General features: G+C 58.0%; 23 protein-coding genes. 17 read left to right on the top strand and 6 right to left on the bottom strand.

Annotated features, from left to right (window positions below):
• The first annotated feature begins 29 nt into the window (after positions 1–29).
• The gene (locus INT39_RS07215; protein ID WP_193073447.1) at positions 30–1565 is read left to right on the top strand and encodes a phospholipase D family protein; all 1536 of its coding nucleotides are present in this window, start codon (positions 30–32) and stop codon (positions 1563–1565) included.
• A 780-nt stretch (positions 1566–2345) separates the two neighbouring features.
• Here the strand turns inward: INT39_RS07215 and INT39_RS07210 are convergent.
• Positions 2346–3176 carry an IclR family transcriptional regulator C-terminal domain-containing protein gene (locus INT39_RS07210; RefSeq protein WP_193073293.1) on the bottom strand — a complete coding sequence of 277 codons (831 nt, stop codon included), beginning with the start codon at positions 3174–3176 and terminating at the stop codon, positions 2346–2348.
• A gap of 145 nt (positions 3177–3321) precedes the next feature.
• Between INT39_RS07210 and INT39_RS07205 the strand changes: the two genes are divergently transcribed.
• The 6 genes from INT39_RS07205 (at position 3322) to INT39_RS07180 (ending at position 8643) form a co-directional block, all read left to right on the top strand.
• Positions 3322–4137 (top strand): CoA transferase subunit A, encoded by an 816-nt coding sequence (locus tag INT39_RS07205; RefSeq protein ID WP_193073292.1) that lies wholly within the window; start codon positions 3322–3324, stop codon positions 4135–4137.
• A 1-nt stretch (position 4138) separates the two neighbouring features.
• A complete protein-coding gene (locus tag INT39_RS07200) occupies positions 4139–4912 on the top strand; it encodes a CoA-transferase subunit beta (protein ID WP_193073291.1) in 774 nt (257 codons plus the stop codon).
• An 18-nt stretch (positions 4913–4930) separates the two neighbouring features.
• The gene (gene pcaF / locus INT39_RS07195; protein WP_193073290.1) at positions 4931–6133 is read left to right on the top strand and encodes a 3-oxoadipyl-CoA thiolase; all 1203 of its coding nucleotides are present in this window, start codon (positions 4931–4933) and stop codon (positions 6131–6133) included.
• Positions 6134–6370: 237 nt separating this feature from the next.
• A complete protein-coding gene (locus INT39_RS07190) occupies positions 6371–7603 on the top strand; it encodes an acetamidase/formamidase family protein (RefSeq protein WP_193073289.1) in 1233 nt (410 codons plus the stop codon).
• A gap of 69 nt (positions 7604–7672) precedes the next feature.
• Entirely contained in the window at positions 7673–8122 is a 450-nt protein-coding gene (cynS, locus tag INT39_RS07185) for a cyanase (protein WP_193073288.1), read from the top strand.
• 128 nt (positions 8123–8250) lie between these two features.
• The gene (locus INT39_RS07180) at positions 8251–8643 is read left to right on the top strand and encodes a septal ring lytic transglycosylase RlpA family protein (RefSeq protein WP_193073287.1); all 393 of its coding nucleotides are present in this window, start codon (positions 8251–8253) and stop codon (positions 8641–8643) included.
• A 117-nt stretch (positions 8644–8760) separates the two neighbouring features.
• Here the strand turns inward: INT39_RS07180 and INT39_RS07175 are convergent, their stop codons facing one another.
• On the bottom strand, positions 8761–9546 hold the full coding sequence (locus INT39_RS07175) for an alpha/beta fold hydrolase (protein WP_193073286.1): 786 nt from the start codon (positions 9544–9546) through the stop codon (positions 8761–8763).
• A 124-nt stretch (positions 9547–9670) separates the two neighbouring features.
• Complete coding sequence (locus INT39_RS07170; protein ID WP_193073285.1) at positions 9671–10573, bottom strand: LysR family transcriptional regulator; 903 nt, start codon at positions 10571–10573, stop codon at positions 9671–9673.
• A 105-nt stretch (positions 10574–10678) separates the two neighbouring features.
• On the opposite strand from INT39_RS07170, the gene INT39_RS07165 reads away from it, so the two are divergent.
• The 7 genes from INT39_RS07165 (at position 10679) to benD (ending at position 16922) form a co-directional block, all read left to right on the top strand.
• Entirely contained in the window at positions 10679–11797 is a 1119-nt protein-coding gene (locus INT39_RS07165; protein WP_193073284.1) for a muconate/chloromuconate family cycloisomerase, read from the top strand.
• Between the two features lie 14 nt (positions 11798–11811).
• Positions 11812–12102, top strand: coding sequence for a muconolactone Delta-isomerase (gene catC, locus INT39_RS07160; RefSeq protein WP_193073283.1), 291 nt, complete (start codon positions 11812–11814; stop codon positions 12100–12102).
• A 90-nt stretch (positions 12103–12192) separates the two neighbouring features.
• The gene (gene catA, locus INT39_RS07155; RefSeq protein ID WP_193073282.1) at positions 12193–13131 is read left to right on the top strand and encodes a catechol 1,2-dioxygenase; all 939 of its coding nucleotides are present in this window, start codon (positions 12193–12195) and stop codon (positions 13129–13131) included.
• Between the two features lie 101 nt (positions 13132–13232).
• Positions 13233–14609 (top strand): Rieske 2Fe-2S domain-containing protein, encoded by a 1377-nt coding sequence (locus INT39_RS07150; protein ID WP_193073279.1) that lies wholly within the window; start codon positions 13233–13235, stop codon positions 14607–14609.
• Positions 14606–15091 carry a benzoate 1,2-dioxygenase small subunit gene (benB, locus tag INT39_RS07145; protein ID WP_193073277.1) on the top strand — a complete coding sequence of 162 codons (486 nt, stop codon included), beginning with the start codon at positions 14606–14608 and terminating at the stop codon, positions 15089–15091. The genes INT39_RS07150 and benB overlap by 4 nt, the downstream gene beginning before the upstream one ends.
• Before the next feature lie 32 nt (positions 15092–15123).
• On the top strand, positions 15124–16146 hold the full coding sequence (benC, locus tag INT39_RS07140; RefSeq protein ID WP_193073274.1) for a benzoate 1,2-dioxygenase electron transfer component BenC: 1023 nt from the start codon (positions 15124–15126) through the stop codon (positions 16144–16146).
• On the top strand, positions 16143–16922 hold the full coding sequence (benD, locus tag INT39_RS07135) for a benzoate diol dehydrogenase BenD (protein ID WP_193073271.1): 780 nt from the start codon (positions 16143–16145) through the stop codon (positions 16920–16922). The genes benC and benD overlap by 4 nt, the downstream gene beginning before the upstream one ends.
• A 13-nt stretch (positions 16923–16935) precedes the next feature.
• Here the strand turns inward: benD and INT39_RS07130 are convergent, their stop codons facing one another.
• Complete coding sequence (locus tag INT39_RS07130; protein ID WP_193073269.1) at positions 16936–17790, bottom strand: acyl-CoA thioesterase; 855 nt, start codon at positions 17788–17790, stop codon at positions 16936–16938.
• Between the two features lie 31 nt (positions 17791–17821).
• Here INT39_RS07130 and INT39_RS07125 point away from each other — a divergent pair, with 31 nt between their 5' ends.
• Complete coding sequence (locus INT39_RS07125) at positions 17822–18163, top strand: hypothetical protein (protein WP_193073265.1); 342 nt, start codon at positions 17822–17824, stop codon at positions 18161–18163.
• Here INT39_RS07125 and INT39_RS07120 read toward each other — a convergent pair.
• Complete coding sequence (locus INT39_RS07120) at positions 18135–19025, bottom strand: carboxylate/amino acid/amine transporter (RefSeq protein WP_193073262.1); 891 nt, start codon at positions 19023–19025, stop codon at positions 18135–18137. The genes INT39_RS07125 and INT39_RS07120 overlap by 29 nt on opposite strands.
• 156 nt (positions 19026–19181) lie before the next feature.
• Here INT39_RS07120 and INT39_RS07115 point away from each other — a divergent pair, with 156 nt between their 5' ends.
• Together INT39_RS07115 and INT39_RS07110 are read left to right on the top strand one after the other, a co-directional pair.
• Positions 19182–20618, top strand: a complete 1437-nt coding sequence (locus tag INT39_RS07115) for a YdgA family protein (RefSeq protein WP_193073260.1) — start codon at positions 19182–19184, stop codon at positions 20616–20618.
• Between the two features lie 105 nt (positions 20619–20723).
• Positions 20724–20903, top strand: coding sequence for a hypothetical protein (locus INT39_RS07110; RefSeq protein WP_193073257.1), 180 nt, complete (start codon positions 20724–20726; stop codon positions 20901–20903).
• A gap of 55 nt (positions 20904–20958) precedes the next feature.
• On the opposite strand, the gene INT39_RS07105 is transcribed toward INT39_RS07110, so the two are convergent.
• Complete coding sequence (locus tag INT39_RS07105) at positions 20959–21732, bottom strand: outer membrane protein OmpK (RefSeq protein WP_193073253.1); 774 nt, start codon at positions 21730–21732, stop codon at positions 20959–20961.
• Positions 21733–21883 lie beyond the last annotated feature (151 nt).

Below are 21883 nucleotides of genomic sequence, written 5' to 3'. Positions count from 1 at the left end.
TCATCTCTGAGTTTATTCGCACATTGGAAATGGGCAAATGGCTGCTTGTTATCTCTTTCACAGCTGCATTGCTGGGAGGCTGTGCCCTGCCCACACCCCACAAAGTTGCCTCCTCCGCGCTGAGTAGCGAGCAAAGCCAGACCACTCTGCTCGGCCAGGCGCTGGCGCCGAGACTGGAAGCGCACCCAGATAAAAGCGGCATACATACCTTGGCCGATCCGCATGACGCCTTTGCGGCGCGGATGTTGCTGGCCCGAGCTGCAGAGCGGACACTGGATGTGCAGTATTACATCTGGCACGGGGATATGACCGGCACGTTATTGCTGGAGGAGCTTCATGCAGCGGCGGATCGTGGCGTTCGTGTCCGGCTGTTGCTGGATGATAATGGTACCGCGGGATTGGACACCGAGCTGGCCGCGCTGGCGCTGCATCCCCAGATCGAAGTCCGCCTGTTCAACCCATTCAGCGTCCGCAAGCCGAAGTGGCTGGGTTACATCACTCATTTCTCCCGGGCCAATCGGCGCATGCATAACAAGTCCTTCACGGCGGACAGCCAGGCATCCATTGTCGGTGGGCGGAATGTCGGGGATGAGTATTTTGGCGCGACCGAAGGCATTCTGTTTGCCGACCTGGATGTTTTGTCGGTCGGCCCGATTGTCGAGCAGGTATCAACTGATTTTGACCGTTACTGGGCCAGTGACTCCTCATATCCGGTTGAGCAGATCGTACCTGCGGTTTCTGAAAAAAGCCTTGCGCAGCTGAGCCAGACTGCGCTGCTCATTGAGAGGGACGCGGCCGCCAGGGAGTATGTTGAAGCGGTTTCCCAGTCGGCCTTTATTCGTTTGTTGCTGAATGGTGAGCTGCAATTGGAATGGGCTGATACTCGAATGGTCAGCGATGATCCGGCGAAAGGGCTGGGTGAGACCGAGCAAGAGGGGAAGCTGACATATCAGCTAGGGCAAATTCTGGGTGTGCCGAAGAGCACGGTCGTGCTGGTGTCGCCTTACTTCGTGCCGACAGCCGCTGGCGTTGAAGCCTTTACCGCTTTGGCCGACCGGGGGATTGATATACGCATTTTAACCAACTCCCTTGATGCCACTGATGTGGCTGCAGTGCATGGCGGTTATGCCAAGCGGCGCAAGGATCTGCTCAAGGCGGGTATTCAGCTATTTGAGATGCGCCGTCTTTCACCGCATATCGAGCGTAACGAGAGCGCCGGCCCGTTTGGCAGTTCCGGTTCCAGTCTGCATGCAAAAACCTTTGCCGTGGATGGTGAGCGTATGTTTGTCGGCTCGTTCAATTTCGACCCGCGTTCAGCCCATTTGAATACCGAGCTTGGATTTGTCATTGATAGCCCGGCTTTGTCCGAGGCTGTTCATCAAGCTTTTGAAAGCACTATCCCGGAAAACGCGTATGAGGTTCGTCTTGATGATAAAGGCGAGCTCTACTGGATTGAGCGGCTGGGCGACAGGCAAATCCGTTATGAACAAGAACCGAACACCCGCTTTCTCAAGCGCAGCGGCGTGTTTCTTCTGTCGATATTGCCGATTGAATGGTTGCTCTGATCTACAGAACACATCTAACGATGTTGTATCGTGGCGTTGGGAGAGGATTGGCTGGACTAGCCGACTGGGCTTTGCTGGAACTGGGAAAAGCTCAAGGGAGCTTTCGCTCCCTCTAAATGCTTTTTATTTTTGTTTTGTGAGCTATTTCTTGTTCTTTTTGGCGAGGTGGCATTGCCACACCGTTGAGCCCATCAGGGCTGCCTAAAGCAAGCGGATTGCTTTGGACGCTCAGGAAGCGGCAGTGGTCAGATGACATCGGATCCGGTGGGTTGCTGGAGCAACTTTTTATTCTTCTCGGTTCCAATCGAGCATATTGCTCGCTTGCTGGTATTTCCCATTCTCCAAAAAAATCAGTTTGCTGCACTCGTACGTTTTGTTTTTGTTATGTGTAGAGCTGAATCTTGTTTTTGTTATGAGTTTTGCTGGTTTCGGTTTTTATTTTTGTTGTACGTATAACAAAGCAGTTGTCGTGCCATGTTTTGAATTTCATTTAAAATCAATGGCTTGTAATATTTTGCGTGATTTGGCGGAAAGGGCGCGGGAGGTAAGTGTTACCGTTTACCCCGTAAAGTGTTACCGCTGGATGGGGGAGGTAGCAGTTTGGTTGGGTAACAGCTTCCAGGTAACACTCGGTTCGCTTGATTGCTGACAGCGGTTGAAGCGCGCCCCGGTTGCCGGGGCACTGAGGCTCTGGTGATCAGTTCGGCAGCGCTGGCATCGCAGCGTCATGGTCTGCGCCACCAACATCGCTTCGTCGATGGGCTCGCGTCCTTTGCTGGCTCAACCGGCTGCCGAACGTATTGTCTTGTGCACGGTGTCGGCCAAGAGCTGCAGGCGTGGCAGATAATCATTCTGCAGTACCTCAAGCGGCACTCTGGCAGCGTTGGTGCTGATGTTGATCGCGCCGAGCAAGTCGCCATTGCCGGCGAATACCGGGGTTGCCACCGAGCGCAGACCCAGATCAAGCTCTTGATCGACGATGGAATAACCCTGCTCCCCGACTTTGACGATCTCCGCACGCAGTGCATCCATATCGGTCAATGAATACGGCGTGTGCGGCTGGAGTTTGACCTCTGTCAGCAGCTTGTCGAGTTGCGCGTCCGCCAACTGTGCCAACAGCACCCGGCCCATGGAGGTATAGACCGCCGGTAGCCGGGTTCCGACCGAGAGGGTGATCGCCATCAAGCGGTGGGGGGCAGCCGAGCGCACCACATAAACCACATCGATACCATCCAGCACGCTGAGCGAAGATGACTCGCCGATCTCGGCAGTGATGTCCTGCAGATAGTGCTGAATGACGGCGCGATACTGATTGGACGCCTGGAAGGCGTGTCCCAATTCCAGAACCCGCGGGGTCAGTTCGAAATCCCGACCGCTGCGCCTGACATAGCCCAGCGCCTCCAGGGTCAGCAAAAAACGCCGCGCCTTGGCTCGGTCCATGTCGGTGCGGCTGGCCATCTCGGTGAGGGTCATGCGCGGATGCTCGGCATCAAAGGCTTTCAGAATCTGCAGCCCGGATGCCAGTGCGGCGACATAGTCCCGGTCACCGGGTTGAAGTGTGTTGTCCAGAACAATCTCTCCTGAGATGGATGAATGGGGCGATCTTAACATTGTTCGCATGCCGAACATTGCGGCGTTATTTCAATTAAGACCAAAGACGGTGTTGACGGAATGAAATCAATTGCGCCATTATGTTCGCATACAAAACATTAGTTCGCACTGCGAACATAAATCATAACATCAATGGAGACATGTGATGGCTGAGTTTCTCTCTCTGCGGGACGCGGTGAAAAAGTACATTCACGACGGTGACACCGTCGCGATGGAAGGTTTCACTCACTTGATCCCGTTCGCTGCGGGCCATGAAATCATCCGCCAGGAAAAGCGCGACCTGACGCTCATTCGCATGACTCCGGATCTGGTATATGACCAACTGATCGGCGCCGGCTGCGCGAAGAAACTGATCTTCTCCTGGGGCGGTAACCCAGGCGTCGGCTCGCTGCATCGTATGCGTGACGCGGTACAGAAGGAGTGGCCGCGTAGCCTGGAGCTGGTCGAGCACAGTCATGCAGCGATGGCCAATGCTTATGAAGCTGGCGCTTCCGGCCTGCCGCTGGCGGTTCTGCGCGGTTACATCGGCAGTGATCTGCCCAAGGTCAATGACGAGATCAAGTTCATCGAGTGCCCTTTCACTGGTGAGCGGCTGGCGGCAATACCGTCGATCCGCCCTGATGTTGCAGTGATCCATGCACAGCGAGCTGACCGTAAAGGCAACGTGCTGGTGGAAGGCATCGTTGGCGTACAGAAAGAAGCCGTTCTGGCGGCCAAGCACAGCATCGTTACGGTGGAAGAGATCGTTGATGATCTCGGTGCAACGGTCAATGCCTGTGTATTGCCATCCTGGGCTATCAGCGCCATTGCAGTTGCCGAGAAGGGCGCTGCACCGTCCTACGCGCTGGGTTACTACGATCGTGACAACGCCTTCTATAAAGAGTGGGATGCCATCGCGCGCGATCGCGATCTGTTCCAGGCGTGGCTGAAAGATAACGTATTCGAGAATGGAGCAGCCTGAGATGACTACTGAATTCACCTCCTCGGAAATGATGAGCGTCACCGCTGCACGGGCGCTGACCAATGACATGACCTGTTTTGTTGGTATTGGCCTGCCCAGTGAGGCAGCCAACCTGGCCCGTCTGACCCACGCGCCGGACGTCACCCTGATCTACGAATCCGGGACACTGCAGACCAAGCCGGACGTGCTGCCTCTCTCGATCGGCGACGGCGAGCTGTGCGCTTCGGCATTGACCACAGTGTCGGTGCCGGAAATGTTCCGCTATTGGCTGCAGGGCGGCCATATCAGCGTTGGCTTTCTCGGCACGGCGCAGATCGACCGCTATGCCAACCTGAACACCACCTTGATTGGCGACTACCGCAACCCCCAGGTACGCCTGCCCGGCGGCGGTGGCGCACCTGAAATTGCCACCAACGCCAAGGAAGTCTTCATCACCGTCAAGCACTCCACGCGTACCTTCGTGAAGGACGTGGATTTCATCACCACCGTAGGTTTTGGTCGTGATGGCAAGGCGCGGGACAACGTGCCGAACATTGGTCGTGGCCCGACGGTGGTGATTACCGACCTGTGTATCCTCAAACCGGATGAACAGACCAAGGAACTGGTAGTCACCTCGCTGCACCCAGGCGTGACCCGCGAGCAGGTGATTGAGGCGACTGGCTGGGAGATCCGCTTTGCCGACACACTGGAAACCACTCCAGTGCCGACCGAGCAGGAACTGACTGTGCTGCGCGAACTGAAAGCACGCACCGCCGCTCACCACGCCGGTCAATAACTGAATCCGAGGTCAGTAATGAGTAACGTTTATCTGTGTAACCCCCGCCGTTCGGCCATTGGCCGCTTCGGTGGCACCCTGTCCAGCGTGCGTCCCGACGACCTGGCCGCGCAGGTCATCAAGGCAGTGCTGGAGCAGGCGCCGGAGCTCGACCCGGCCGCCATCGAAGAAGTCATGCTCGGGTGTGCCAACCAGGCCGGCGAAGACAACCGCAACGTCGCCCGCATGTCGGCGCTGCTGGCCGGCCTGCCGACCAGCGTCCCCGGCACCACCTTGAACCGTCTGTGCGGTTCGGGCATGGACGCGGTAGGTACTGCGTTCCGCGCTATCCGTGCCGGTGAAATGGAGCTGGTTCTGGCCGGTGGTGTCGAGTCCATGTCCCGTGCACCCTACGTCATGGGCAAAGCCGACAGCGCCTTCGCCCGCGGTCAGAAGATCGAAGACACCACCATCGGCTGGCGTCTGGTCAATCCGCTGATGAAAAAGCAGTATGGTATCGACTCCATGCCGGAAACCGCGGAAAACGTCGCCGAGCAGTTCTCGATCTCCCGCGAAGACCAGGATCTGTTCGCCCTGCGCTCACAGGAAAAGACCGCCAAAGCCCAAGCTGATGGCGTGTTTGACGAAGAGATCGTCGCCATCGAGATCCCGCGCCGCAAGCAGGAACCGCTGATCTTCGACAAGGACGAGCATCCCCGCGCCTCCACCCTGGAGAAGCTCAACGCACTGGCCGCACCCTTCCGCGAGAACGGCAGCATCACCGCCGGTAACGCTTCCGGCGTCAACGACGGCGCCGCTGCCATGCTGGTCGCCAGCGAAGCAGCGGTACAGGCCCATGGCCTGAAACCGGTCGCCAAGATCCTCGGTATGGCCACCGCCGGTGTCGAGCCGCGCATCATGGGTATCGGCCCGGTACCGGCCACCCGCAAACTGCTCGACAAGCACGGCTTGAGCATTGATGACATCGACGTCATCGAACTCAACGAAGCCTTCGCCGCACAGGGCCTGGCGGTCATGCGTGAACTCGGCATCGCCGACGACGACGCCCGAGTCAACCCCAACGGCGGCGCTATCGCCCTGGGCCACCCACTGGGCATGTCTGGCGCCCGCCTGCTGATGACCGCCGCGCTGCAACTGCAACGCACCGGCGGCCGCTACGCCATTTGCACCATGTGTGTAGGCGTAGGGCAGGGGATTGCCACCTTGATTGAGCGGGTGTAAAACCTCAGCAGTCCGCCCCAGCGGCGGACTGCTTACCTGCTAATCTCTTCGTGCAGCCCACTCTCCGGGCTTCGTGAATGTCGCCCCTGCATGTAAACGGCGCAGGTATGCCGGGCTCTGCTCTGTATTTGCGCACTTCGGTCATACAAGCCCCCATGCAAGCCCCCAAGCTGGGCCTATAGCGAGACGGCACAGATATTGCTCGGTTCCGGTTGATCCATTCACCGAGGACCTACCATGCCTGTTCGCCGCCACGTTTTCTTCCGTTACCTGCCTGTTGCGTTACTGCCGCTGGCCGTTGCCATTCACGCCGAGACCGGGAAATCCTTCGTTATCCTCGAACAGCTTGCCCCAGCTGCAACGCAGTTGGAGCAAGGAGAGTATGCGGGGAATTTCTACGTACCATCATCCCTGGATAACGTGATCTGGGGATATCTCCCGAACCGTACCGCCAAGCCGGTACTGACTGTTCCGTCCGGCAGCGTAGTTACCTTTGACACGGTGTCCCATGAGGGACTGTTGGAGGACCAAGGGCGCGATCCTGCTGCGTATTTCAGCTCGCATGGCGTCAAGCACGAGCATGTCCTGGCCGAAGCCATCGCCTTGACCGCCTCGGATCGTGCCCATGATTTCATCAAGGATGGTCCGCACGTGGTCACCGGTCCGGTTGCCATCGAAGGTGCACAGCCGGGCGATGTGCTCAAGGTGGAGATCCTGGCGGTCGAGCCCCGTGTTCCTTATGGCGTTATTTCAAACCGGCACGGCAAGGGTACGCTGCCGGGTGAATATCCGAAGACCCCGGCTCAGGCTGATCCCAGTGCCGAGCATCCGGAGCGGTACGGCAATCTATCGATATTCACGCCCATCTCACGGGGTGAGAACGGATACGTCGGTGTGCTGGATGGCGGCGACGGCAGGAAGATCAAATTCCCGCTGCAGCCCTTCATGGGGATCATGGGGGTGGCTGCGGATACCGACGAGCCAGTCCACTCCGTTCCCCCGGCACACTACGGCGGTAATGTGGATGTGAACGACCTTGGCGCAGGCGCGACTGCCTATTACCCTGTCGCGGTGCCGGGTGCCCTGTTCTACACCGGTGACAGCCACTTCGTGCAAGGCGATGGCGAGGTCGCCTTAACTGCTCTGGAAGGCTCGGCCCGCGCCACTTTTCGCCTGACGCTGCTGGAAAGCGGGGCTGAGGATATTCCCGGCAAGCAGCTCTCCCAGCCGATGGGTGAAACAGATGATTTCTGGATCACCCTGGGCCTGGATGAGGATCTGGACGAGGCGATGAAAAAGTCCACTCGCGAAGCTATCCGCTTCCTCGTTGAGCAGTATGGGGTGGACGAGACGGTCGCCTACGCCTATCTCAGCGCAGCGACTGACTTTGAAGTCTCCCAGGTGGTCGACAAGACCAAGGGCATCAACTCAATGATCCGCAAGTCGGACTTCAGTGAGTTTCAGCCGTGATCGTTATTTCTTTATTCCAGTAACGAATCCAGAACAGTTTCAGCTGAGCGGAACGTCAAGGAGCAAAGCATGATTTCAAACCGAGAAGAAGTGACCCGCCTGATCCTCGCCAGCAAGGTGCGCAAGGGCCTGCAATGGCGGGAGGCAGCGGAGGCAGTGGGGTTATCCAAGGAGTTCGTGACTGCGGGCTGCCTGGGCCAGATGACCTTCGACAAGGCGCAGGCCGAGGCGCTGGGGCAACTGTTCGAGCTGCCTGACGAAGCCGTCGCTTGGCTGCAGATCGTGCCTTACAAGGGGTCATTGCCCAGTGCCGTGCCCACTGATCCGCTGATCTATCGCTGGTACGAAATCGTGAGCGTTTACGGCACTACCATCAAGGAACTCATCCACGAGGAGTTCGGTGACGGCATCATGAGCGCCATCGATTTTTCCATGGACATCCAACGCCAGGCTGATCCGAAGGGAGACCGGGTGCAGGTGGTACTGTCGGGCAAATTCCTGCCTTACAAGAGCTACTGAGCATAGATTTCAGCAACCGGATGCTGCGGAAGAAAACTTAACGCAGCGTTCGGTGTCAGTTAACCACGACAGCTCGACCTGTCCCTGATGAGGTCGGTTCCTAACGCAATGAACTTGAAAGGTATTTAATGCAATCAACTATCAAGGCACTCGTCCTGCTGGTGGTTCTGGCCGTGATCTCCGGATGCAGCAGCACGCCCAGGTCTGGCGTTGGCGGCAACTGGGTGGGGCATATGGAATCAGGTCAGGCATCGTTCTATGCCGACCGCTACCAGAACCGGAAGACCGCCAGCGGTGAGCCTTACAAGGCTGGTCAGAACACCGCAGCACACCGGACGCTACCGTTTGGCTCGCAGGTCAGGGTGACTAATGTGCGAAATGGTAAAAGCGTGGTGGTGCGCATTAACGACCGGGGGCCATTTGTCCGTGGCCGGGTTATCGACCTCTCCCGCTCTGCCTTTGCCAGTATCGGTGATACCTCCGCGGGCCTGCTGAGCGTCCGGATTGAGGTCATCAGGTAGTTTCGGATAGGCCTGAAATGGTTAGAGCACCAGAAGTGCTGGTAGCTAACCAGCACTCGGGGGAGAGATACAAGGAGGCCTTGGCTGCGAAGGGCTCTGCTCGGCCCAGGGCAAAACTTAGGCCAGTCTGATCAATCGTTCGCTCAATGTCTGTGGACTCTCCACCGCCGGCACATGCCCCACCTTATCCAACACCTCCGGCTCAGCTGCACCCAGCGCTTTTGCCAGCGCCTGCAATGACGCAGGCGGGGTGGAGATGTCGTCGCTGCCGGCAATGATCTGCAGCGGTACCTGAACATCGGTGAAAGCATCGCTGAAGTTGCTGCGGCCCAGCATCAGGCACAGCAGGGCGTAGCTGCGGTTGTCGGTACGGCCCAGTTGTACGCACCAGCCCGGTACCAAGGCCGGTTGGTCGGCGCAGGCTTGCGGGCCGAACCAGCGGGGTACCAGGTCGGGAGCCATGGTTTGCAGGCCTTTGTCCATGACCATATCGGCGCGCTGGCCCCAGGCTTCTGCGGTGCCAATCACCGGGCCAGTATTGGTCAGGGTGGCGGACAGCAGTTTGTTGGCGTGCTGGCTCAGCAGTTGTTGGCCGATCACGCCGCCGATGGAGGTGCCGGCGAAATGGAATTGCTCAGCGCCGGCCAGTTTGGCCAGGCTCAGTGCTTCCTGGGCCAGGTCTTCGGCTTCGATGGCGTCGGAGCCTTCTGCCCAGGCGCTGCTGGCGCCGTGGCCGGGCAGGTCCCAAGTGAGTACGCGGAACTTGCCGAGCAGCTCTGGCAGCATGTCATCCCAGATACCCTGAGTCATGCCCAGTGGATGGGCCAGTACCAGCAGTGGGTTGCTGGCTTGGCCGAGCAGGCGGTAGCTGATGGTGCGGCCGTTGTGAGTGCAGAAATTCATGAGGTGTCCCGTTCGGTTGGCTGGTTGCTCGGAGTTCGTAATGCGAACTTATGTTTTTCATGCGAACATCTTGCGTCCGGCTGATTTGTTCCGTCAAGTGCAATGCGTCGATCAGCATTGTTTCTCAGGGATAGCGACCGGTAATCCGGTTGTCCACCAGCTCCGCCAGAATGGTGTTGGTCAGCCGCATGATGGCATTGGGGTTTTCGCCCTTGCGTCGAGAGGCGATGACGGGTGTGGTGATGTTGTCATCCTCCAGCGGCATGAATTCGACATCTTCGCGCTGCAGACGGCGCACCTGTTCGGGTACCAGGGTGAAGCCCATGTCCGATGCGACCAGTGACAGGGCGGTCTGCAGGTCATTGACCTGCTGGATGACGTTGACTTTGAGCCCGCGCCGCCGAAACAGCCCCAGCGTCAGGTCGGCGAAATTGGGGCCGGCGCTGGAAGGGAAGGCGACCATGGGCACTTCAGACAGCTCCTTCATGCTCGGCGGTCTGGCTGTGAGCGGGTGCCCGGCGGGCAGGGCGGCGATCAGGGGTTCGTCGAACAGGCTCTCCTGCTCCACTTCCGGATCCTCAATGCGCAGGCGACCAAAGCCGATATCGATCTTGCCGGCTTTCAGGGCATCGATCTGTTCCCGGGTTTTCAGTTCGTGCAGCACTATCTCCAGGTTCTTGTTCTGGCGCAGACGGCGAACCATCAGCGGTAGTTGGCCGTAGAACACCGAAGGTACGAAACCGATGGAAAAAATGGTCTTGCGGTTCGTGGCAATACGCCGCGTATCAGCGATGGTGGTTTCTACTTTGTCTAGAATCTGCTGCGCGTGGGCGAGAAAGTAGGTGCCGCCGGAGGTCAGCTCCAGTCCCCTGGTTTTGCGGATGAACAGCTCTACGCCGATCTCTTCTTCCAGCTGTTTGATGGCTCTGGTCAGGGGCGGCTGGGCGATAAACAGCTTCTCGGCTGCACGGGTGAAGTTGCGTTGTTCTGCGACTGCGACGAAGTAACGCAGGTGTCTCAGCTCCATCCATACCTCCAGGGTATCGCTGGCTACTTAATCAATATTGGCTCACGTAACCAAAACTTCATATTGTTCGGATCACAGTCTTTTTGCCTCGAATTCGGAGAACACATGTCTGCCATTATCCAGTCCATTGAAGCCGTCCTGGTCGATATCCCGACCATCCGGCCGCACAAGCTTTCGATGACCACTATGGGTGTGCAGACCATGGTAATCGTGCGTATCAAGGATTCGGACGGCCTTGAGGGTCTGGGCGAGGCGACCACTATCGGCGGTCTGGCATACGGCCCGGAAAGTCCCGAAAGCGTTAAACTTACCATCGACACCTATTTCAAGCCACAGCTGATTGGTCAGCTGGCGAACAACATCAATACCCTGCGGGTAATGCTGGATCGCTCCAGTCGTGGCAACAATCTGGCCAAATCGGCTATCGAAACCGCGCTGCTGGATCTGCTCGGCAAGCGTCTGAACCAGCCCATGTCCGCTCTGCTGGGCGGTGCTCTTCACCAGCATATCCCTGTGCTCTGGACACTGGCCAGCGGTGATACCGCCAAGGATATCGACGAAGCCAAGACCTTGATCGCTGCCAAGCGCCACTGCGATTTCAAGTTGAAGATCGGTTCGCGCCCCTTGATGGATGACGTGCGCCATGTGGCAGCGATCAAGGCGACCGTCGGTGACCAGGCCAGCGTCCGGGTCGACGTGAACCAGGCGTGGGACGAGGCGACTGCCGCCAAAGGTATGGCCGAGCTGCAGGCTGCCGGCATTGACCTGGTGGAACAGCCCACCCCGATGAAGGATTTTGCTGCGCTGGCGCGTCTGTCCTCCAAATTTCACATTCCGATTCTGGCGGATGAAGCCGTGGCGGACGCGACTGACATGTACAAGCTGGCGGCTGAAGGTTTCTCCGGCGCCGTGGCCATGAAAATTGCCAAGGCCGGTGGCCCACTGCGCGCTCTGGAACAGGCGGCAGTCGCCAAGGCTGCAGGTATCGGCCTTTATGGCGGCACGTTGCTGGAGGGGACTATCGGTACGGCAGCCTCGCTGCACGCCTGGTCAACCCTGGAAACCCTGCAGTGGGGCACCGAGATGTTCGGTCCGCTGCTGATGAAAGACGACATCGTGGTCAAGTCGCTGAACTTCCATGATAACGGCGTGGACCTGCCTACCGGCCCGGGCCTGGGTGTCGAAATTGACGAAGACAAGCTGGCTGAATACCGCCGCAAATAACCGAGGAGATAACCATGCTGTTCAAAGTCGAGATGAAGGTCAATATTCCCCAGGACATGCCGGCGGAAGTGGTCAACGAAATCAAGGCGCGGGAAAAGGCGTATTCCCATGAGCTGCAGCGCCAGGGCAAATGGCGCCACCTGTGGCGTGTAGCGGGCAGCTACGCCAACGTGAGTATTTTTGATGTGGAAGATAACGCTGAATTGCAGGACCTGATCAGTAACCTGCCGCTGTTCCCTTTTATGGATATTACCGTCGCGCCATTGTGTCGTCATCCGTCGTCAATTCATGAAGATGACCGTTGATAGCCAGCCGTGAACCAGGCGCCATTGAATAACATTGCCAACGCCAAAGCTGTGATCAGGCAATAAGAATAAATAATGAGGAATATAACCATGACAATCAAAACTACCCACACTGCCGAAGTACAGGAACTGCTGAACAAGATTGCCGGATTCCAAATGGAAGGCGGCAATGAGCGCGTGAAAAAGATCGTGCATCGCTTCATGGGCGATGTATTCCAGTTGATTGAAGACTTTGATGTCACTCCGGAAGAATTCTGGAGCGCTGTCTACTACGTTGGCGAGCTGGGCAAGAACGGCGAAGCGTCCTTGCTGGCGCCGGGCCTGGGTATGGACAAGTATCTGGATATCCGCATGGATGCTGAAGATGAAGCGGCGGGTCTGGCCGGTGGCACCCCGCGCACCATCGAAGGTCCGCTGTATGTGGCTGGCGCGCCGCTGGCTGAGAGCTTTGCCCGCATGGACGACGGCACTGATGAGACCGGGCAGGCCATGCTGCTCAAAGGTCAGGTCACTGATGAAGATGGCAAGCCGCTGGCCAACGCTATTGTTGATGTTTGGCATGCCGACTCCAAGGGTAACTATTCCTACTTCGACAAGTCGCAGAGTGACTACAACCTGCGCCGCCGGATCAAGACTGACGAGAACGGTCGCTATGTTGCGCGCTCCATCATTCCGTCCGGCTACGGCTGCCCGCCCGAGGGTTCCACTCAGACGCTGCTGAATCAACTCGGCCGTCATGGTCAGCGCCCTGCGCATATTCACTTCTTCATCTCGGCATCAGGACACAAGCACCTGACTACCCAGATCAACCTGGCCGGTGATGAGTTCACCTATGACGACTTCGCCTTCGCAACCCGCGATGAGCTGGTGGTCGAGGCGCATTCGGTCGAGCATTCTGCCGAAGGCGAGAAGCATGGCGTGACTGGCCCGATCACTGAAGTGGAGTTCAACTTCCAGTTGGTATCGACCGACAAGGCTGAGCTGCAGGCACGTCACGAGCGCAAGCGTGCGCTGGAAAACGTCGCCTGAGGTCTCCTCACCCGCCGTAGGGCGCTGACCGGCCCGCATCCGGGCCGGTCCGACTTTGTACGCCCCACGGGGTGTAAAAACAAAAGATTGGAGTTACCAATATGACTCGTCAACTCGACCAACTTGAAAAAAAGATCCGCGGTGCAGTGGAAGTCGACCCGGCCACGGGCAAATATCGTGGTGACCGTAGCGTATTTACCGACCAGGAGCTGTTCGACCTGGAGATGAAGTACATCTTCGAGGGCAACTGGGTATTCCTTGGCCATGAAAGCCAGGTTGAAAACCCCGGTGACTATTTCACCTTGACGCTGGGCCGCCAGCCAGTGGTCATCACCCGCTCTAAAGAAGGTGAGTTGCAGGCTCTGCTCAACACCTGCTCCCACCGTGGCGCCACCTTGTGCCGCAAGAAGCGCGGTAACAAGACCTCCTTTACCTGCCCGTTCCACGGCTGGACGTTCAAGAACGACGGCAAGCTGCTGAAAGCTCGGGATCAGAAGAAGGGTGGCTATCCAGAGAGTTTCAACACCGACGGTTCCCATGATCTCAAGCGCCTGGCGCGCTTCGAGAACTACCGTGGCTTCCTGTTCGGTAGCCTGAGTGCGGATGTACCGCCGCTGCAGGAGTATCTGGGTGAAACCACCAAAATCATCGACAACATCGTCGATCAGGCAGTGGACGGCCTGGAAGTCCTGCGTGGTACTTCCACTTACACCTTTGAAGGTAACTGGAAGTTGGCTGCAGAAAACGGCGCCGATGGTTATCACGTGGGCACAGTACACTGGAACTACCTGTCGACCATGGGGCAGCGCAACTACGACGAAGGCGGTACTGCGGCAGTAGACGCCAAGGGCTGGTCTGGTGAGGGCGGCTTCTACTCCTTCGAGCACGGCCACATGATGCTCTGGACGCGACTGAACAACCCTGAGGTACGTCCGGTCTTCAAGCATCTGGATCGCCTCAAGCAGAGCGTCGGTGAAGACCGTGCTGATGCCATCGTCAACACCACCAAGAACCTGTGTATCTATCCGAACCTGTATCTGATGGATCAGTTCTCTACCCAGATTCGCGTATTGCGCCCGATTTCGGTGGATAAGAGCGAGATCACCATCTACTGCTGGGCACCGAAGAACGAGCCGGCAGAGGAGCGCGCCATGCGTATCCGCCAGTACGAAGACTTCTTCAACGTCAGTGGTATGGGTACCCCGGATGACCTGGAAGAGTTCCGTGCCTGTCAGGAAGGCTACAAGGCTGAAGGCCTGAAGTGGAATGATATGAGCCGTGGTGCGGCGCACTGGATTGAAGGCGCCGACGAGGGTGCCAAGCGCATCGATCTGAAGCCTGTTCTGAGCGGTGCCAAGCCGGAAGACGAAGGCTTGTACATTATCCACCACCAGCATTGGGCTGATGAAATGCTGCGTGCAGTGGAAAGCGAGCGCGCCCGTTTTGTGGCCGTCAGCACAGAGGAGACTTCAGCATGAATTTCGAACAGATTCAGGCCTTTATCTACCGTGAAGCTCGCCTGCTGGATGACCGCCAGTGGGATGAGTGGCTGACCTGCTACGACAAGAACGTGGTGTACTGGATGCCCTGCTGGGATGACGAGGATGCCCTCACGGAAGACCCGCAGACCGAGCTGTCACTGATCTATTACCCCAACCGTCATGGCCTGGAAGATCGCGTGTACCGGATCAAAACCGAGCGCTCCGGTGCCACGTCTATGCCGGAGCCACGTACCACGCACTTGCGCACCAATCTGGAAGTGCTGGAGCAGGCTGACGGTAAAGTGAAGCTGCGCTTCAACTGGCAGACCAACAGCCATCGCTACCACACCACCCAGATGTTCTTCGGTACGGCCTTCTACACCCTGGACACCACTGGCGAGCAGCCAGTGATCACCGAGAAGAAAGTCATTCTGAATAACGATTACATCAACCAGGTGATCGATATCTATCACCTGTGATTGATCGGACGCACCGATCGGGAGCCACCAACATGAGCTACAACATCGCACTCAATTTTGAAGACGGCATTACTCGCTTCATCAATTGCAATGAGGGTGAAACCGTACTGGACGCGGCTTACCGCAGCCAGATCAATCTGCCCATGGATTGTTCCGATGGCGTATGTGGCACCTGCAAGGGCAGTTGCCAGCAGGGCCAATACGATCTGGGTGAGGAATACCTCGAAGAAGCCCTGACCGAGGATGAAGCCGAGCAGGGTCTGATACTGACCTGCCAGATGGTGCCGTCCACCGATTGCGTGGTGAACGTTCCAGTGGCTTCCACCATGTGCAAGACCGGCATCATGGAGAGCACAGGCAGCGTCGCCGAGGTGAATCTGATTTCATCCACCGCCATCGAGCTCAAGGTGACTGCCGATGCCGACATCATCTTCCTGCCTGGCCAGTATGTGAACATTCAGGTTCCAGGCAGTGAGGAGACACGTGCCTACTCGTTCAGCTCCGAGCCCGGTAGCCGGGAACTGAGCTTCTTGATCCGCAATGTGCCGGGCGGGCTGATGAGCTCCTGGCTGGTAGGTGGAGCGAAAACCGGTGATCAGGTCAAGCTCGCCGGCCCCATGGGTATCTTCTATCTGCGTCCGGTAGAGCGTCCGGTGGTCATGCTGGCTGGCGGCACGGGTCTGGCACCTTTCCTGTCGATGCTTGAACAGCTCAAGGCGCGTGGCACCGATCAGCCGATACATATGGTCTACGGTGTTACCAGTGATGAAGATCTGGTTTGTGTTCAGGCGTTGCAGGCGTTCGCCGATGCCATCGACGGTTTCACCTTTAAGACTGTCACCTCCAGCCCGGACAGTGCCCACCCGAACAAGGGCTATGTCACCAACCACATGCAGGATGCGCCACTGAATGGTGGTGATGTGGATGTCTACCTGTGTGGGCCTCCGCCCATGGTGGATGCGGTGCTGGGCTATTTCCGCGAGCAGAATATCGAACCGAACTCCTTCCACTATGAGCGTTTCACGCCGAGTGTGGCGCCGTTGGAGGTCGCATGAGCGCGCGCTTCACCGACAAGGTGATGGTCGTTACCGGTGCGGCACAGGGCATCGGTAAGCGGGTTGCTGAACTGGCTGGCGCCGAAGGCGCCCGGCTGGTGCTGGTGGATATCAGCGATTACGTGCAGGGTGTGGCGGCTGAATTGCGGGAGCAGGGTGTGCAAGCCCTGGCCCTGCAGGCGGATCTGGAAACCTGGGAGGGTGCCGAAAGCGTCATGGTGCGCGCCCATCAGGAGTATGGGCGCATCGATGTGCTGATCAACAACGTGGGCGGCACCATCTGGGCGCAGCCCTATGAGCATTACCAGCCCGAACAGATCCAGAAGGAAATCCAGCGCTCGCTGTTTCCTACTCTGTGGTGCTGTCGTGCGGTATTGCCGTACATGGTTGAGCAGCAGAAGGGCGCTATCGTCAACGTCTCATCGGTAGCTACCCGCGGCCTGATGCGTGTGCCCTACGGCGCGGCCAAAGCCGGCGTCAATGGACTGACCGTGAACCTGGCGTTCGAGTATGCCGAGCAAGGCATTCGCGTCAACGCCACCGCACCGGGTGGCACCGAAGCGCCGCCGCGTCTGACGCCCCGCAATACCGAAGAGCAGGGCGAGCGGGAAAAGGGCTGGTATCAGCAGTTGATCGATCAGACCAACGACAGCAGCTTCATGCACCGTTACGGCACGCTCGACGAGCAGGCCGAACCCATCCTGTTCCTGGCCTCGGATGCAGCTGGCTACATCACTGGCACCATCTTGCCGGTAGCGGGCGGCGACCAGGGCTGAGCCCCCGGCCCACTCAAATCAACCACGCCTCCAACTGCTCACGCAATGCCGGTGAAATTGGCACTGGGCGGTTGGTGGCGGGGTCGATTACCACCATGACACTGCGCGCGCTGACCTGGACCTCGTCCTTGTGCAGCGCACAGCTGGTGAACAGAAAGGAGCTGTTGCCGATCCGGCTGATGCCGGCAGCCAGCTCCAACGGCGCCCAGCCAGCCTGATAGTGCTCGAAACTGACGTCCACCGAGGCAACGAGTACGCCCAGACCGGCAAAGTCCAATTGCCGAACACCGGTTGAGCGAGCCTGTTCCATGTACAGCGCCAGGGCCGCCTCGCTGCGCTGGCTGTCGGCGTCCACGTCGGCATAACGTGGGGTGAGTTGCTGGCGGATGGCAAAGTTGTGCGCGTGCTGCAGGTGGTCTCGGTAGTCGGCCGGCGCCAGTGGCGCGGCGCTGCCTGTGCTGGCATCCGCCATCACCTGTTGTATATCCGCCGGCAACGCGATCCGCCGACCATCCTCGAACGCGCCCATCAGGCAATCCTGAGTCCCTACCAGCACGCCATTCTGATGCAGCTCGCTATACACACGAAAGCTGTCCTCATCACAGGCGGTCACGCTGACACGGGCCTCGATATCACTGCCGTACCAGCTGACCTGCCGATAGTCGGTGATGCTGCGCACCGGGCGCAGGCGTGCATCGTCGGAGAACCAGGCATCCTGTCCGAAACGGCTGACATGGGCGCGCACGCGCGCCTCCTGGTGCAATTGATAGATGCGGGAATTATTCACATGGCGCCAGGTATCCAGGTCGGTATAGCGCGGTGAAAATGTATAGCAGCGTGAGGATGACGCTTTATCTTGTTCTGTCATGGGGGCCGGTAAATCCAATCAGGTGGCTGTATTGAACGAGCATCCGGTTTTCGACCGCCGGAAGCAACGACATCAATTTGATAAATACGCGTTTATCAGAAAACTTCACCTGAACTCCCTCGCGCTGTACCCGGTCGTGCCAATGGCAAGATCCGCTTCATGTCTCACAACTCGGGCCGCGCATGAGGACTTGCCATGTTTGTCTGGGACTTGGCCAGGAAAAGCTGAACTGTATATCCGCTGTCCGGGTCGAAATCGTTACATACCTCGAAACCGGGAGTTTTTTATGCTGAAGTTTCTCGCCAGCACCGCAGGCATTATTTTTCTGGTCGGCTTGGTGGTTATCATCGGTCTGCTGATGCTGATTTTCTGAGCCGGCTGATCCAGCTGTCCCAACGCAGATTCAACCAGAGCGACAAGCCGATCACCGCACCTCCGAGCAATAGGCGCGGCAGATCGGCCTGCTGATTCCAGAGCAGCAGATTGACCACCAGGCCAGCCGGGATCAGCGCATTGTTCATTATGCCCAAGGTGCCCGCATCCACCAGGGTTGCGCCCCGGTTCCAGAAGAAGAACCCCAGTCCCGACGCGATCAGGCCCAACCAGCCGAGCACGCTCCAGTGCAGCAGCGTCTGCGGCAACCTCTGATGATCCCCCAACAGCAGCCAGGCGGGTAACGCCACCAGCAATGCCCCAATGAAGAAAAAGCCGAAACCATGCCATTGTTGCCGGGTGTCCGTATGAAAATGGCGCACCAGATGGGCATAGCCCACCTGACCCGTGGCGAAGGCGACATTAGCCAGCTGCAGCAGCAGAAACCCTTTCACATAGTCATCACTGATACCGTCATAACGGATGATTGCCGCGCCCACCACTGCAATCAGGGTGGCAAGCACCGGGCCGGCACTGAAGCGCCGACGCAGGGCGTTGTCCACCAGCGCCACATACAAGGGTGTGAAGATGGTGAACAGCAGGACTTCGGGCACGGTGAGAAGCTCGAAGGACAGGTACAGGCAGATATAGGTCAACCCGAACTGCAGAGCGCCCACGACGAGCAGACCGGGCGCCATGCCCCTGGGCAAACGCCGTGGGCGCAGCAGCGGCAGAAACAAGGCACCTGCCAGAACGATACGGGTCAATACGGAAAAATAACTATCCACCTGCCCGGCCAGATACTCGCCTATAAGGCTGAACGAGACGGCCCATAACAGGGTGACGGCGATGAGATAGAACATGGGTGTCCTTCGGTGGGGCAGCTGAGCGCCGAGCAGGCGGCGAAGGATGATAGTCGTCTTCTTGAAACAGATGCAATCTATTGAGCGCTGTGGCAGATTTGTGCGGCTTTACTGCATCAAGACAAATCAATCGCATTCACATACAGAGACCAAGCGATGAAAAAGACACGGATAGCAGCAATGACGCTGGGGATATTGGCGGTCGCGGGTATAGGCGGAGGCTGGTACACCGGCACTCAGCTGGAGTCGGTATTGCGGGACTCCATTCTCAAGGGCAACGAGCAGCTGGCGGCGCAGTTTCCGAATGCGGATGTGGCGTTGGCGCTGGTGGCATTCGAGCGAGGAATACTCTCAAGTACGGCACGTTACCGGCTGATACTGCAGGCAGCCAGCGCTGATGAGCCAGCGGTTGATCTGTTTATCGGTGACCGTATAGAGCATGGCCCGATACCGGTGTCGCGATTGTTTGCCTTGCAGTGGATGCCGGTCATGGCGACCAGTCATGCCGTGCTGGAGCCCAGCGAGACCCTGGCTGAATGGTTCACCGCCAGCGCAGGGCAGGCGCCTCTCACGATCACCAGCAGCATCGGCTACGGCAACAATATTACCGGTAACCTGCGTATCGCGCCGATGACGCTGAGCGACGCCGATAGCGATATAACGTTCTCCGGCCTGGGCGCAGATTTCCAGACGGACACCACGGGCCGCAAGGTGCTGCTCAGCGGTCGGTTCGATTCCCTGGAGATCAAGGGCGAGGCCCGGGTCAGTCTGGTGGGCGGCGAGTTTCAGCTGGATCGTCAACGCGAAAGCAAGTTCGGACTGTATCTCGGCGATGGTCATTTGACGCTCGATAGCCTGGCCGTGGAGGTCGCCGACAAACCGGCGCTGGTATTACAGGACATTGTGCAGTCCGATAACGCGATGCTGGACGCCGATGGCGTCAAGGGCGTGCTTAATTACCGGGTGGGCTCGGTCAACTATGACGGTCAACCGCTGGGTTCAGTGCAGATGGACTGGAGTATGAGTCGGCTTGATCCGGAGGCCACGGCGGTGCTGGCGGGGATGTACAACACCCTGAGTATGGGGCTCGAGCCAGATGATCCAGAAGCCATGAAGCAGCAATTTACCGCCGCCCTGCAGCAGTTGCTGGAGAGCAACCCGCGGTTGGCGTTGGATAACTTCTCGATCAGGACTGCGAACGGTGAAAGTCGCTTCAAACTGGGCGTGGATCTGAGCAGTCCGGTCTCCTTCGATCAACCACCGGCACTGCTGGCGCAGCAGCTGATTGGCGGCCTGGATGCGAATCTGGTGTTGTCCAAACACATGCTCAGCGACATGGTGCGTTACAAAGCACTGTTCCAGCCGGAGGCCGATGCGGCGGTAATAGAGCAGGAAGCGGTGATGGCGGCGGAAATGGCTGCAGGCATGGCTGAAGTGATGCAGCTTGGCACGTTGGAGGGCGACAATATCCTGTCGAGCCTGCGTTATGCTGAGGGTATGATCGATCTCAACGGCCAGAATATCGCGCTCGAGGATTTTATCGGCCTGCTGACCATGATGTCTCCCGGGCCTGCACTGGGCGCGTTGGAATAACGGCAGAGGCAGGTGCTCGCCTTGGCACTGTCATGGCGGGCAAGTACCATATCGGCATCAAACCTGTGGCAGCTAGACCGCAGGCGGCCTTAGAAGAGATATGCAATGACTGTGACTGATCAGCTTCACCTCATGCTGAGCCTGCTGGTGCTCGGATTTCTGCTGTTGGGTATTGGTTTCAGTTTTCGGGACAAGGGGTGGGGAGTGGGATTGATGCTATCCGGCTCGGCCGTGTTGCTGGTAACCATAGGCACGCGGATTCTGAAAGCCGTATCGCTGAGCTGAATCCAGAACCCCGGCGCCAAGACAGGCGCCGGGGTTCTGTTGCTGCTGGATCAGTTTAGAAGTGCACCTTGACCAGCAGGTTGGTGACGTTCTGATTGGTATCGAAGGCAGAGCTGTTCTCGATGCCGTACTTGTCTTTCCAGTAGCTGTATTCAACACCGGTGTACAGCTGCTTGGCCTTCCAGCCCAGCGCTTTACCCAGATCATATTTGACCTGTGGGTTGAAGTGCAGGTTGGCATGCTTGCCGTCACCGTCGTTATCAACGATCCAGTCAATGAACCCGTCGATCAGGATGTCGGACTTGCCCACCGGCAAGGTCATGGCCCATACCGGAGTGATCTGCCAGGCACCACGCACACCCTCGGGGGTATCGGAATGCCGGTAGTAGGTATTCAACTGAAAGTAGTCGAAGCCGGGAAGCTTCAGATCGAAGCCTGGCCCGAGCAGATAGTTCTTGATGTCGCCGCGGCCGCGTTCATAGGTGCCGGCGAGCAGTACGTCGGTGATCGGGCCGAAGCTGATCTGTTGTCCGCTCAGCTTGCCCAGCGACAGGCGAGGTGCGACTTCACCATACCAGGTGCTGTTGTTGCCGTTGGCATCCTTGGCACCGTTGTAGTGGATGCTGTCGACAAACAGGAACAGGTCGCCGAAGCTCCAACCGCTGACGTGTTCGAAGGTGACCGCCTGCTGGGTCTTGGGGTCGACTTCGAAATCATTGCCATACAGGTAGGTCAGGCTGTTGTCCTGCCATTGCAGGGGTGAGGCGATAGCGAGACCGCTGGCAATGGCAAGACCGCCGACAGCGGCTCCCTTGATCAGTGTGCGCATGGAGTAGTTTCCGGCTGGATTGGTGAAGCGCGCCATAGTAAAGACATTTCAGAAAAAGAAAATGCTTTCGTTGTCCTCGAGTGCCGCACTTGACGCTTTAAGTGGTATGGTTACCGGTTCGTCGGCGGCGGGATAATAACGCCGGATTATG

The sequence above is a fragment of the Pseudomonas sp. FME51 genome (assembly GCF_014897305.1).
Note: the sequence above shows the minus strand (reverse complement) of the source record. Positions and strands in the feature narration are given on the sequence as shown.

Bases quoted from the DNA above. Each gene is read 5' to 3' on its own strand.
- INT39_RS07215 (WP_193073447.1), top strand. From the start codon at position 30: ATGGGCAAATGGCTGCTTGTTATCTCTTTCACAGCTGCATTGCTGGGA.
- INT39_RS07210 (WP_193073293.1), bottom strand. From the start codon at position 3,176: ATGTTAAGATCGCCCCATTCATCCATCTCAGGAGAGATTGTTCTGGAC.
- INT39_RS07205 (WP_193073292.1), top strand. From the start codon at position 3,322: ATGGCTGAGTTTCTCTCTCTGCGGGACGCGGTGAAAAAGTACATTCAC.
- INT39_RS07200 (WP_193073291.1), top strand. From the start codon at position 4,139: ATGACTACTGAATTCACCTCCTCGGAAATGATGAGCGTCACCGCTGCA.
- pcaF (WP_193073290.1), top strand. From the start codon at position 4,931: ATGAGTAACGTTTATCTGTGTAACCCCCGCCGTTCGGCCATTGGCCGC.
- INT39_RS07190 (WP_193073289.1), top strand. From the start codon at position 6,371: ATGCCTGTTCGCCGCCACGTTTTCTTCCGTTACCTGCCTGTTGCGTTA.
- cynS (WP_193073288.1), top strand. From the start codon at position 7,673: ATGATTTCAAACCGAGAAGAAGTGACCCGCCTGATCCTCGCCAGCAAG.
- INT39_RS07180 (WP_193073287.1), top strand. From the start codon at position 8,251: ATGCAATCAACTATCAAGGCACTCGTCCTGCTGGTGGTTCTGGCCGTG.
- INT39_RS07175 (WP_193073286.1), bottom strand. From the start codon at position 9,546: ATGAATTTCTGCACTCACAACGGCCGCACCATCAGCTACCGCCTGCTC.
- INT39_RS07170 (WP_193073285.1), bottom strand. From the start codon at position 10,573: ATGGAGCTGAGACACCTGCGTTACTTCGTCGCAGTCGCAGAACAACGC.
- INT39_RS07165 (WP_193073284.1), top strand. From the start codon at position 10,679: ATGTCTGCCATTATCCAGTCCATTGAAGCCGTCCTGGTCGATATCCCG.
- catC (WP_193073283.1), top strand. From the start codon at position 11,812: ATGCTGTTCAAAGTCGAGATGAAGGTCAATATTCCCCAGGACATGCCG.
- catA (WP_193073282.1), top strand. From the start codon at position 12,193: ATGACAATCAAAACTACCCACACTGCCGAAGTACAGGAACTGCTGAAC.
- INT39_RS07150 (WP_193073279.1), top strand. From the start codon at position 13,233: ATGACTCGTCAACTCGACCAACTTGAAAAAAAGATCCGCGGTGCAGTG.
- benB (WP_193073277.1), top strand. From the start codon at position 14,606: ATGAATTTCGAACAGATTCAGGCCTTTATCTACCGTGAAGCTCGCCTG.
- benC (WP_193073274.1), top strand. From the start codon at position 15,124: ATGAGCTACAACATCGCACTCAATTTTGAAGACGGCATTACTCGCTTC.
- benD (WP_193073271.1), top strand. From the start codon at position 16,143: ATGAGCGCGCGCTTCACCGACAAGGTGATGGTCGTTACCGGTGCGGCA.
- INT39_RS07130 (WP_193073269.1), bottom strand. From the start codon at position 17,790: ATGACAGAACAAGATAAAGCGTCATCCTCACGCTGCTATACATTTTCA.
- INT39_RS07120 (WP_193073262.1), bottom strand. From the start codon at position 19,025: ATGTTCTATCTCATCGCCGTCACCCTGTTATGGGCCGTCTCGTTCAGC.
- INT39_RS07115 (WP_193073260.1), top strand. From the start codon at position 19,182: ATGAAAAAGACACGGATAGCAGCAATGACGCTGGGGATATTGGCGGTC.
- INT39_RS07110 (WP_193073257.1), top strand. From the start codon at position 20,724: ATGACTGTGACTGATCAGCTTCACCTCATGCTGAGCCTGCTGGTGCTC.
- INT39_RS07105 (WP_193073253.1), bottom strand. From the start codon at position 21,732: ATGCGCACACTGATCAAGGGAGCCGCTGTCGGCGGTCTTGCCATTGCC.